Genomic DNA, 12,086 nt, shown 5'->3' on the forward strand with positions numbered 1-12,086 from the left:
ATTGTGGGGTAGTGGAATGAAACAGGCATTTATTGAAAAGCAAAAACAAATAAGTTTTGTGAAATCTTTTTTTTCTCGTGAACTCGAACAACGGTTAGGCCTCGTTGAAGTGCAAGCACCGTTATTGGCTTGTGTCGGTGATGGGGTGCAAGATGATTTGTCAGGTACTGAACAAGCAGTTGCGGTCAAGGTTAAAGCCATACCGGATCGTACCTATGAGATCGTTCATTCGTTAGCTAAATGGAAAAGAAAGTTACTCGGAGAATTCGCTTTTCCAACTGGAGAAGGAATTTATACCCATATGATCGCATTAAGACCTGACGAAGAGGTATTAAGTGCGACTCATTCTGTATTAGTGGATCAATGGGATTGGGAACGTGTTATAGAATCTAAAGACCGTGGCTTGAATTATTTAAAACAAACGGTCATCGAGCTCTATGATGCCATAAAAAAAACGGAAAAAACGGTCAGTGATCTTTATGGTTTAACTCCATTTCTACCCTCATACATCCATTTTATGTATACAGAAGAATTACTTGCTCTATATCCTCATCTCTCTCCCAAAGAAAGAGAGCGGGCTATTACCAAAAAATATGGTGCTGTTTTTTTAATTGGAATTGGCGGTTCTTTATCAGATGGAAAACCGCATGATGTTCGTGCTCCAGATTATGACGATTGGAGCTCAGTCAATGAGGTGGGATTTACCGGCTTAAATGGAGATATTCTAGTATGGAACCCCATCATCGATGATGTTTTTGAAATCTCTTCCATGGGTATCCGCGTGAATGAAGCGATATTGAAATATCAATTGGCATTAACAGGTCATCAACATCGTTTGGATTATGATTGGCATCAGCGATTGATTTCTGGTTCTTTGCCGCAAACAATTGGTGGTGGCATAGGGCAATCGCGTTTGGTGATGCTTCTGTTGCAAAAAAAGCATATTGGGCAAGTTCAATGTGGTGTTTGGCCTGATAAATGTATCGAAATTTGAGGCATCTGAACATGTTGATCTGAGATGGCGAGAAGCTCAGCGCTTAAGCTAAGATCAACATGTTGCTTTTCTTTTCTTGTCAGAATTTGTGTTTCATAGGTTGCTCTACGGTATTTTCTGGCATGATTGAATCAGTTCAGAACCATTGGGGTTACTAGATATTGATTTCTTCCCATTATATATTAAGGGATAAGGGGCAATTGAGAAAATGGTCATCCATGAAACTTATAATTAATAAAAAAAATAGTTCCGAATCAATCACTCTGGATCTACAGTCATCAACAGCAGTGAATGAATTGATGTTTCTTCTTTATGCTCGTAGGAGTAACCACTACGAACGGTTTTCTTTTAGTGAATATCAAAAATTTATTTCGGTTTATCAGTGTGTTTTGTATGGGGATCGATTTAAAAATAAATTACGTGCAGGCACTCATTTAAATGACTATCAGCTTGAGGAGCCCTGTCATTTGATCTGGGAAGAGTTCCCTGAGGAGCAGTGCCTATTAGTTTCTAATGACGATACAGACAGACGATTTCTTTTTTGGAATCCCAGTACGAATGCTAGTGGAGCGAACATTAAAAAAGAGTCTTTCTCGGACGATAACCCGCTGCATTTGCCACCCAATGCCCCTTAAAAAGGGTATGCAATAAAGACACCATTTCTAGGTCTATCCCCCCTGAAATGGTGATGTGCGCTTTAAAGACTGTCCAAGGCTCCATGTCGTCAACAGAGCTTGAATAAGTTCTCGTGGGAGTTTGATTTGAGTGAATGAGAAACCGGATTAGGCTCTGCAGATGCAAATAAATTTTTAACGTAAGGTCTCATCACTTGAGGGTCCTCGCTATGTGTTAAATCTTTTTGAGGTTGAGGGGGAAAACCTAATGCAGACAAAGGATTAAAGGTTTTCTCTTTAGGCGTTGCTAAATCGAGTGTGGTTCCTTCATTCGTTTCTGCTAATACAACTTCCTGTTGTTTAAACCGGTATAAATTGGTTAAGACAATAGCCGATTCAAGCACCATCATGGCAACACCGAGTATGGGATTCAGCGCAAAGCCAATGGCCACAAACAATCCCGCTGCCACTAGAGTAATGACAGAGTTATAAGTTAAGCTCACAAACAAATTTTGGGCAATATTTTGTTTTGTTTTTGCCGCCACATCAAATGCAGTGGCGATAGGAAATAATACGCCTTGATGAATGACGATACCTGCTTTTTGTTGGATGACCTTATCTCCAATTCGTGACTTAACTGCAATGGCGAGATCAGCGTATGCAAAGGCTTCAAGATCATTGGCGGCATCGCCTACCATCGCCACTTTATATCCTTTGCGTTTTAGCTCTTGAATGTAATTTTTCTTAGGTTTCTCATTGGGCTTAGTGGCCGTGCCTACTGTATTTGCACTAATATTTTGGGGGGAAATACCCAGGAGTGCAGCATATTTTTCTGCGGTGTCTTGATCTGCTCCGGTACAAATGTGTACTGTTTTTCCAAGCTCTTTTAGTTGTTCTACAGTAGCAACAGCGTCTTCACGTAGAGGATCAAACAAAGAAATTTGCCCTATGACTCGGGTGCCGCGCACAATATAAACAGAACCCTTTTTAGGATCATTATAAGGTTCATTAATCGTGGTAATTCCATTCGCAAGCAGCATCTCTTTATTGCCTACCATGAATGGTTCGCCATCAATGTCCCCTTTGATGCCAGAATGATAACTTTTATCAACGGAAGTTATTTGCAACTGCTTGTCTGTAACAATACCTTGACCTGCTATATAAGTCTGAATCGTTGCTGCCATCGGATGATCGGACTGGCTTTCTAATAAAGCGAGGTGAGGCAAAAATTTTGTATCGTCAATCTTTAGTGATTGCACCACACTTTTTCCTTGGGTAAGGGTGCCATTTAAATCAAAAACAACGGTATCTATATCCGCTGCTGCTTGCAAATCTCTTCCATTGTTAAACTGAATTCCGTTTTCAGAGGCTTTTTTCATGCCGATTTTAACTGCCATCGGTGTAATCAAACTCAAAGCACAGGGGCATGCACTGACAAGCACGGAGATCACACATTGAATAGCAAGAGCGGGATTAACCAGAGAACCTATGACAATACCCGAAACTAGAGCAACCAGGAGTAAACCAGGAACAAAATATTTCACTACCTGATTTGCAAATAGCTCGACGGGTGCTTTCTCATCGTTGGCTTTATCAATATTTTCTGCAATTAATGACAGGTAGGATTTTTGATAGGTTGTTGTCACGCGCATTTCCAAGGAAGGAATATGATCGGCTAAGCGCATGCCGGCTTTCACCTCATCCCCAGGCTTGAACTCCTTAAGCTCGGGAGAGCCATCAATTCGAGTCGTATAAAGTAATGCTTTTTGCGTTAATATTCCATCAACCGGAATCACCTCTCCCTTTCTAATAATGATCTTATCGTTAGGAATTAAATTTCGGACAGAAATTTCTTTATTGGGTTTACCCTTTAATAGGACTAATTGAGGCAAACAATCACGTACATCCAATTTTTTTTCAATGGCACCGACTAAGGTATGTTCAATTCCTTCGCCTAAATGCCAAAAGCCCAAAACTAACGGAGCCGCCTCGAACATCATAGGGAGTCCTGGAACAAACAGGCTTGCAAGCGACACAGCGACGATAGTTAAAGTGCTGATCGAGTATAAAGCCGTGGTATCCCATTTCTTTTCAAGCAATGAATACCATGCTGATTTATAGACATTATATCCCAAATATAGGGTCATCAAAGTGGTAAGGCCAGTTATGAGAATATAGGCTGTTAGAGGAATATTAAAACTGGCAATAGAAAGAGCGAGCAGACCTATCCCCCAAATCAAACCTAATGCAGCTTTAAGCCAATGATTTTCATGGCCATCCTCATCAGAATGATCATGCCCATGATTGTGACTGTGACCGTGCCCATGATTGTGGCTGTGAGTATGCCCCTGACCATGACGGTGGCCGTGCTCATGACTATGATCCTGACTATGATGATGGCCCTGAACATGGTCTAAAGACTGCTCATGATAATCGGCATTGGCATGCTCATGTGGGTTACGTTTTTTTCGTTTCTTTTTAAGATGTTCAGCATGTCCAGGTTTGGAAGCAGGTATAGGATCTTCATGTGGCGTTCCCTTATCATACCAGAGGGTTTCATTCTCCATCAATTCGGTTAATGCGATCCCTTCTTTAATTAGACGCTCAGCTATTGAAGTTTGTAACGCTTGAGTATTTGAGGATTTACATAAAAAGCTGATGCTGGGATTAGGATCAGCCAAATCGATTGCTACCCGTATAAACTCCAGGTTGTGGGTATCATGTAAAATTTGTTCGATTTTGGCTGCAGTTTGTTCTTGGGCGAAAAGTTGGGCGTCACCTGAAAGGCGGAATCTATAATAATTAAGATACATGGTTTCCTCCATTTATAGGACATATAGATGTTAATGAGGGGTAACTATCCACTTTTTGTAAAAGCCCACCGGTAGAGAGCTTTCCTGACTTTATCAGTTGTACGTCAATATTAATTTCAGACATATCATGACCATTACAGTACTTTTTAAACCTAACGATTCGATTTTGACTCTGGTTCAGCAAAGAGTTTTCTGCTAAAAAATCGTCAGAGTAGTGACTGCTAAACATTCTAATATCAAAAAAGTGTTACATTGTAACATTCTCTTGCCAAAGAACAAGACACTTTTAATGATTTTTAAACCAAAATAATTTTTACAATGAATTTAATTGTTTTTTTGTAAAATAAGGTCGGTTTAAACACCGATGTTCACTTCAACCAAGCACGCGCTCTTATCGCAAAATGGTATTTCAGCGTGCAAGCCCCTCACTGTATTCGATGTTGACCTTGTTTATGACCAAGACAGCAGAATGGTAAACAGACAGTAATGACTGTGGTATAATAGAATATTCGAGCACTTTAAATAAAAATGATTGATGAAATGCACTTTGTTGGATAAGGCCTATAAGCATTGTATGAAACATGGCTACCGATTTACAGAGCCTAGAGAGCGTGTCCTTAAAATATTGGCGGATGCGAGAAAACCTCTTGGTGCTTATGACATTCTGCAAAGATTATCCCAACAAATTGAGAATCCAAAACCCCCTACCGTGTATCGTGCGATTCAATTTTGGCATCAAGAAGGGTTTATTCATTGTATTGATAGCCTTAAATCCTATGTAGCTTGTTTGCATGGACATCATGTGGGGCAGGCGCAATTTCTGATTTGCAATCAATGTGATTTTGTCAAAGAATTAGAATGTATTATTGATTTCGCGGCGGTTACAGAATTTGCAAATTCAATCGAATTTTCAATAATCAATTGTACTGTAGAAATTAAAGGGTTGTGTGAGCAGTGTAAGCGGAACGACCTAAAATCAGAGAAGTTGATCTAAGAAATGACAGAACTAATTGAATCATGAACGTGATTTAAGGATAGGAAATTTCTGTTTGAGCCGCATGTGTGCTTTGCGTTTCCATTGTACTGTCGCACTCTTCTGGTGAGGATTTCATTATCGATTTCTCCGGTGTCTTTAGAAAAAATGAAACTATGGTTCCATGTTTTGATCTTCCGCAATTCTGGCTGTTTACTAGAGCAGAACTGAGTTGCGGAGCCGGTTTAGTCTGAGAGAAGCCTATAATTTGCAAAGCCGTTTGATTATCATGTTTCTTAGCGATGTCGTAAGCTGTGTTTTCATGGCTGTTCGTAAGTTCGGCGTTGGCTCCTGCTGCTAAAAGCATTTGAAAGAGTGCAGGCTTCTTGTGTGTGTAGGAGGATTTGCAGGCTAACATCAAGGGGGTCATTCCCGATGCGTTTGTTGAGTTCACTTCAATTCGGTTATCACGAAGTAGCAGTTTCACAATGGCCTCATTGCCATATTTACAAGCAATTCCAAGTGCAGAATTCCCTGCCTGATCGCAAGTTTGGTTGAGGTTCATTTTAGGAATATTTTTGAGTTGATTCATAATGTCTGCTCGATTGCATGCTGCGGCATAAAAGAGCGCATGTTCTAATTCGGATTGACTGATTACCGGGGATTTTTTATCTAAGTGCAGTAGTTCGCGTACGGTTTTGCGATCATCATTTTGCACGGCTAAAGCAAGCGCTCCGTAACCTCGACAATTGGTGATTAAGAGGCTTTTTGAGTCGATAGGGTATAATGAATCAAGCCCCCGGAGATGTTCAGTTAATCTTCGCTGACCGGTTTTTGCAATGAAAGAGCAATGCACTATTAAATGCTTGCTGGTTTCAAAAAGGGATTGATACAAAATGGGGACCAGCTCCTCACTCGTTAGAAGTTGATAGGGGTATTCCTCAGTTTGTTCATACAAGTGATTGATATCTAAAAATAACCACGTATTGTCTCTCTGCTTTTTAAAGCCCACCGTATGTTCTTCGCTGCTGCATACCACCACGACTTGATTTCTCGCGTTGAGGAGCACATTAAGTTGTTGAAAAAAATCATTAACCTCTTTGGGGGATGCGAAGCTCATTGTTTTACTGAAAAGATTTTTAACGCTATTTTGATTTCTACTTAGGTTCAATTGAATCATCTTATAAATGATATCGATGTCGGACTGCTGGATTGATTGGGCATAAATCTCAGCATAATCATCGGGAGATTGAGCCAGGCAGATGGCTTCAAGAAAAGGCTTGATTTCATTGAGTTTTCGCTCTTTTTTGCTTAATGACAGACTCGCTTTTATTTTTTCAGTAATTGTATGTAAGGTATGGGGTAAGGTTGCCTTTTCTTTTTTAATTATGTTAAGTCGATTATAAAATTGATAATCTAACCCTAGGGCTGCTTCCTGTGCCCAGGTTAATGTAAAACCATGGCAGACTCCATCGCCATGTTCATAATTAAATTTATCAAAAAGAGTTAATAAATCTTCATGCTCTAAGGCATTACGTTTTGATGTAAAGTAGGATAAGGACGGAATTTGATTAAATGATATCAACTTAAGTTTCAATACAATCAGTAGACTGATTAAGAGAAACAAATAAAGGACGTATATCATTATACTTGCCAGTGAATTCCCTTTAGTAAAATCAAATCATAATCACTCCACGAAAGCAACTGAATCCCTTCGCGTCGACTGGAAGATTCGAAATAATTGGCTATTTTTTATAATAAATTCCATTGGCGTAGACATTATGTCCAAAACCACAATCAAAATCAGCACCTTCCTGTTTTACAGACACCATTCCTGGCTTGATGAAGGTTATGGTAATGGTACATTGGCCAAATTCAGAGGAAGAGTAAATGGCAGTATCCCCCTTAATACGGGCTATGCCGGATAGTTCTCCAGTATTGGCTTGAAGCGTTCCATTGGCCATATAAGGGTAGATTAACTGAAAAGAAATATTAATTTTTCCACCACCCAATGCATGGACAGTCAGCGTATTGGCAACATCATGATGAGGGGCAGGAAAATGCATAATAAAGGTACCGTTCACTTCTTCTTTAGAGACACTGTCCCTATGTGTTTGAGGAAAACCAAAAGTTGAGTAGGTGAACAGTAGACTGCATAAAATGCTTTTAATAATCCGATGATTCATGATATTGGAGCGATTAGGTGTATTGATTCCTTAAAGCTATCATGAATGTACCCTTAAAACCATCCCATTCAAGAGGACCTCATTCAGTTACATTTTGTCTCAGAAAATTAATGGTTTCATGAACGACTATATCTTTGTCGTTATCTGCTGTAACAATATGATAACTGTTGGTTAAGATGACTTTTTTCTTGGTTTTAGATTGAAGCTTTTTTTCTAGAAATCGTACATTTCGAACACTTGCGGTTTCATCTTCAGCGGCATGGATCATCAGAACAGGACAATTGATATTCGCTAAATGTCGTTTTACGTTTTTGTTTAATCGCTGTGCCTCATAGAGGCGGTAATAGGATATCTTTGAGCCGCCAGTAATTGAGTATCGATTTTCCTGCATTTCATCTGCAATCATTTTTCTTGTTTCTTCATTTTTAATGCCATAAGGTGCCTTTTCTTTATAATAAAAGAAATATTTCAGCGGGGTGTGATAGATAATCGGCGATAAAAAAGAATACCAGGGAACGGCCCAACCATCATAAAAAAAGGAGGGGGAAAGAATGATCAACGATTTAACCTGTGAGGGAAACAATGCGGCAAGTTTGAGACTGAGAATAGAACCCACGCATAAACCTCCAACGGAAACGGTTTTATATTTTTTTTTCATGCGCTGAAAATAGTGCGCGATTGATTCTACCCATTCTTCATGAGGGACATTGGTGTTTTTATCTTTAAGATAGGCATAGCCATCAATATGAGGAATTTCAATGCTATAACCTTGTTGATTGAGATTTCTGGCTAAATACATTAATTCAAGCGGCGTACCACTCAGCCCGTATAATAACAAGACGGCATGCTCTCCTCCCTCAAAATGGATATCCTGATGCAAATTTTTAGCGGGTAACGATGATGCAAGCGGTTTTATAAATTGCAGTTGCTCTAAAAGATAATGACTCAGTGATGCAAGATGATCGTTTTCAAAAAATAACTCATTCGTTAGAGTGACCCTATCTCCTAAAAGCTTTTGCAGCGTGTTTTTAAATTCAATGAACATTACCGAGTCAAGGCCCAATTCCAAAAAACGACGCTGTGGATCAATCACCGTCTCTTTCGGTAAATGCGCCACCTCTTTAACCAGCTGTTGCAGATAATTTTGCAAAAGTTTTGGGCGTTTGTCCTCTGATGTATTTTCAAGAATGGACAGCAGTTGATTTTCCAATTTCTGATAAGACTGATTCATTTCTTTTAAATCATCTGGAGCATAATAAGAGAATAAAGGGATAATTTTATTTCCCTCTATGAGTTCTTTGCATTTGATTCGCTGTAATTTACCACTGGTGGTCTTAGGAATTGATTTGGGGGGTACTAATAGGATTTGTTTCGCTGCAAGATGAATTTCCTGGGCGAGCATTTGATTGATATTAATGGTTATTTCAAGATAAGTTTGGGGATCAGTGTTTGCTTTTACCTCAGCGACAATAACCACTCCCTCTTCATGATTAAATTGACTTGCATAGGCCACAACACAGCTTTTGCGAATTGAAGGATCCGCATGAGCAACGGCTAGTTCCATATCATGGGGATAATAATTTTGACCTCGAATAATGATCATGTTTTTTATTCGCCCACATACATACAATTCATTCTGATATAAAAAACCAAGATCACCTGTTCGCAGGTATTGCCCTTCTTCGGGTTTATATTTTATACGAGCATGAAATGCGTGCTCTGTTTCATCGGGGTTATTGTAATAACCTTTGGCTACAGAGCGGCTTTGTATCCAAATTTCTCCAATCTCTAAGGAAGCACATTCGTTCTGCTCATCGGGATTCACTATTTTTAAAGGCATTCGTGGTCGTCCGGAGCTTACAAGAACCGTTTTTTCTGTTTCGATGTCACAGGCCTCAACACGATTATGTTTTAATTTTTTCTTATTGACTGAAAAGGTTATATCGTCAGTCAAGCATGATTTACCAGATACCATCAGTGTAGACTCAGCTAGGCCATAACAGGGTAAGATGACATTTCGTTTGAGGCCTGCTTTAGCAAAAGTATGATAAAACAGTTCCATTGTTTTATAGTGAATTGGTTCTGCTCCATTGGCAGCGACAAGTAAACAACTTAAATCCAGCTGATTCAGTATATCTTCAGGTGTTTTTGAAGCACATAATTCATAGGCAAAATTAGGGCCCCCGGTGAGGTTGCAACGGTATTTGGAGATTCCCTCAACCCAACGTGCAGGGCGCTGAATAAAATCTAAGGTCGGTAATATGATAGAGGTTCCACCCGCATAAGTGGGTTGGATAATTCCCGCAATTAAGCCCATGTCATGATAAGGGGGGAGCCAGGAGTAGGTAATCATATCTTCAGAGTTCATTTCCGGACTTTGACACATTTCTTTAATAATGCATGAGTTATCCATAAGATTAGCATGGGTAACTAAAACCCCTTTGGGGTCAGAAGTAGATCCAGAAGTATATTGAATGAATGCGACATCGTTTTCTGCGCAGGGATAAACAATTTCTGAGGGTGGAGTTACTTCATGGGAGGGGTCAATAAATAAGGTATCAAGACGTGTCTCTTTCAGTTGATGCAATAAATGTTCATGAACACTTGATTCCCTTAGAAATGGCTTTAATAAATAGGGCATAAACTGATTGGTCTGTTGATCGATACGCAACATGTGTGACGTTTTTTTATCAAATAGAATTAATTGAGCTTCGACATTATGGATGATATGTAAAAATCGACTCATCATCATTTTATTGAGAGGGGGGATCAGCGGGACTGCTATCGTTCCTGTAGCAAGACACGCATAAAAGCCCACAATAAAATCCAAACCAGGTTGCGCACACAGTATTACCCGGTCTTGGGGGTTTGCTCTTTGCTGGATTTGGGACCCCAAATGAAAAACCTGGCGACATAACTCATCGTAGGTTATGGAACCCGATTCGCGATCCTTGTTGATAAATCGATAGGCAACCTTTTGCGGATTTTTATTTTTATGCTGAATTATTTGATGGATAAGTGTGTGAAATGAATACAACGACGAAAACATCTTTAATACAACCTGTATAGTTATTGAGCTCAATTACTAGAGAGTATAGTAGATAAAATACAAAAAACATCGTTTGATGAGTATTTTTTTACCGCACTGCAGCAAATGAGGCTCGTCCAGCATTGACAAGCGCAAATCCCGCATCATGAGTCTTTAATTCGGGTTACCTTAAATGACTTGAGAAAAAAGTTATAAATTAGTTTGAAACGCTGGGCGTTTGCACATTCTTTAATACCAGTGATTCGGATGGATTTTTTAGCGACCCACGATGCAATGAAGGGGAGTTCTCTTTTACACCTTGTTCCAGAAAAACAAAGGTTTCAGAATTAATCCAAAAAGGACTCCACGCCAGCATGCCTTTAGGAGTAATTCGTATGGCCTTTCCTGAGGCAAGGTCAAGTGTCCAAATGGCCGGCGGCGGTTCATCCCAGTTTTTCCTGTCGATGTTTTCATCCATATCTATGTCCATTATCAACGTTTTTCCATTGGGTGCGACGTGAATACGGGAGCCACTGCTCATCATGCCGTGAGGAATTATTGCATTGAGTGACCATTTCTTTATTAGATTACCTTCAAAATCCATCCAATAAATTGATTCAATATCATGACTGAGAAAGGATTTTCCATCTGCAGCCCAGGCAGGGCTGTATTCATCTTCAGTATTCTTGATGATGCGATAATCACTCCCATCGATATTGATTAAGGCCAGATGCCAATGACTGTCTACAAATGTATTGAACAGTAATTTTTTGCTATCAGGCGACCATACCGGATTGAAATTATTTGCCGAAGGCATATTTTTCAATTGGGCTACCTTACCTGATGCAAGCTCCACTATAGCGAGGTAACGGTTCGCTGATGGGCTATTATCCATTACGTTGTAGGCAATATATTTCCCGTCAGGAGAAATTTCTGGGATGTACCCCTGGGTTACTTTTTGGACTTGACTGCCATCAAGGGAGGCAGTCCAAATGGAACCATTACGTTCAAAAGCAATCATTGGTTTTGCTTGAACAACGACACAATAGACTAAGGCAAACAGGAACAAATGAATTCTCATAAGAGGTACATGTCCTTTAAAATGGAAACCAAAGAGAGTGAATGATTGTCACTGACAACGCGATTGAGGTCAAATTTCACTTTAACGCCATCCACCGTAGTCGTTTGTTCCGTATTCTTCTCCCGCGACATTCTGGGGAATGGCGTTTTTATTGCCTGCACACGAACCAAGGGATAATACAACGCTTCCTAAATAAAAAATGATGATCATTTTTCGAAACAATTGATAGGTCCTCATGATGCATTCCTTGTTGATTGATAACCGACCGTGTCCATTTACATCATGTCGTACCTAACCGAACATGCTCAGCCATTTCGCTGATCATCCGGCCCATTATTTTAAAATGTGAATGTTACCGAACAGAGTTTATAAGAAGAAAGTACCTATGACAACTTTG

Annotated in this window: 9 protein-coding genes; 3 read left to right on the forward strand and 6 right to left on the reverse strand. The window is 39.7% G+C overall.

Annotated features, from left to right (window positions below; all coding sequences use genetic code 11):
- Window positions 1-16 precede the first annotated feature (16 nt).
- Both asnA and OQJ13_RS09910 read left to right on the forward strand, forming a co-directional pair.
- Window positions 17-994 (forward strand): aspartate--ammonia ligase, encoded by a 978-nt coding sequence (gene asnA / locus OQJ13_RS09905; RefSeq protein ID WP_265710686.1) that lies wholly within the window; start codon window positions 17-19, stop codon window positions 992-994.
- Between the two features lie 218 nt (window positions 995-1,212).
- Window positions 1,213-1,629: a hypothetical protein gene (locus OQJ13_RS09910; protein ID WP_322783743.1), complete on the forward strand. Its 417-nt coding sequence runs from the start codon at window positions 1,213-1,215 to the stop codon at window positions 1,627-1,629.
- A gap of 89 nt (window positions 1,630-1,718) precedes the next feature.
- On the opposite strand, the gene OQJ13_RS09915 is transcribed toward OQJ13_RS09910, so the two are convergent.
- Entirely contained in the window at window positions 1,719-4,421 is a 2,703-nt protein-coding gene (locus tag OQJ13_RS09915; protein WP_265710687.1) for a heavy metal translocating P-type ATPase, read from the reverse strand.
- A gap of 535 nt (window positions 4,422-4,956) precedes the next feature.
- Between OQJ13_RS09915 and OQJ13_RS09920 the strand changes: the two genes are divergently transcribed.
- On the forward strand, window positions 4,957-5,415 hold the full coding sequence (locus tag OQJ13_RS09920) for a Fur family transcriptional regulator (protein ID WP_265710688.1): 459 nt from the start codon (window positions 4,957-4,959) through the stop codon (window positions 5,413-5,415).
- A gap of 34 nt (window positions 5,416-5,449) precedes the next feature.
- Here the strand turns inward: OQJ13_RS09920 and ankG are convergent, their stop codons facing one another.
- From ankG to OQJ13_RS09945, 5 genes are all read right to left on the reverse strand, one after another.
- A complete protein-coding gene (gene ankG, locus OQJ13_RS09925; protein ID WP_265710689.1) occupies window positions 5,450-7,039 on the reverse strand; it encodes a Dot/Icm T4SS effector AnkG/AnkZ/LegA7 in 1,590 nt (529 codons plus the stop codon).
- A 100-nt stretch (window positions 7,040-7,139) separates the two neighbouring features.
- Window positions 7,140-7,580 carry a hypothetical protein gene (locus OQJ13_RS09930; RefSeq protein ID WP_265710690.1) on the reverse strand — a complete coding sequence of 147 codons (441 nt, stop codon included), beginning with the start codon at window positions 7,578-7,580 and terminating at the stop codon, window positions 7,140-7,142.
- 79 nt (window positions 7,581-7,659) lie between these two features.
- Entirely contained in the window at window positions 7,660-10,629 is a 2,970-nt protein-coding gene (locus tag OQJ13_RS09935; RefSeq protein WP_265710691.1) for an alpha/beta fold hydrolase, read from the reverse strand.
- Window positions 10,630-10,825: 196 nt separating this feature from the next.
- Window positions 10,826-11,689, reverse strand: a complete 864-nt coding sequence (locus OQJ13_RS09940; RefSeq protein ID WP_265710692.1) for a TolB family protein — start codon at window positions 11,687-11,689, stop codon at window positions 10,826-10,828.
- 81 nt (window positions 11,690-11,770) lie between these two features.
- Window positions 11,771-11,926, reverse strand: coding sequence for a hypothetical protein (locus OQJ13_RS09945; RefSeq protein WP_265710693.1), 156 nt, complete (start codon window positions 11,924-11,926; stop codon window positions 11,771-11,773).
- Window positions 11,927-12,086: the final 160 nt, after the last annotated feature.

This window comes from Legionella sp. PATHC035 (assembly GCF_026191115.1).
Classification (GTDB): domain Bacteria; phylum Pseudomonadota; class Gammaproteobacteria; order Legionellales; family Legionellaceae; genus Legionella.

Coding starts and splice junctions, on each gene's coding strand:
- asnA (WP_265710686.1), top strand. CDS start 17: ATGAAACAGGCATTTATTGAAAAGCAAAAACAAATAAGTTTTGTGAAA.
- OQJ13_RS09910 (WP_322783743.1), top strand. CDS start 1,213: ATGAAACTTATAATTAATAAAAAAAATAGTTCCGAATCAATCACTCTG.
- OQJ13_RS09915 (WP_265710687.1), bottom strand. CDS start 4,421: ATGTATCTTAATTATTATAGATTCCGCCTTTCAGGTGACGCCCAACTT.
- OQJ13_RS09920 (WP_265710688.1), top strand. CDS start 4,957: ATGAAATGCACTTTGTTGGATAAGGCCTATAAGCATTGTATGAAACAT.
- ankG (WP_265710689.1), bottom strand. CDS start 7,039: ATGATATACGTCCTTTATTTGTTTCTCTTAATCAGTCTACTGATTGTA.
- OQJ13_RS09930 (WP_265710690.1), bottom strand. CDS start 7,580: ATGAATCATCGGATTATTAAAAGCATTTTATGCAGTCTACTGTTCACC.
- OQJ13_RS09935 (WP_265710691.1), bottom strand. CDS start 10,629: ATGTTTTCGTCGTTGTATTCATTTCACACACTTATCCATCAAATAATT.
- OQJ13_RS09940 (WP_265710692.1), bottom strand. CDS start 11,689: ATGAGAATTCATTTGTTCCTGTTTGCCTTAGTCTATTGTGTCGTTGTT.
- OQJ13_RS09945 (WP_265710693.1), bottom strand. CDS start 11,926: ATGAGGACCTATCAATTGTTTCGAAAAATGATCATCATTTTTTATTTA.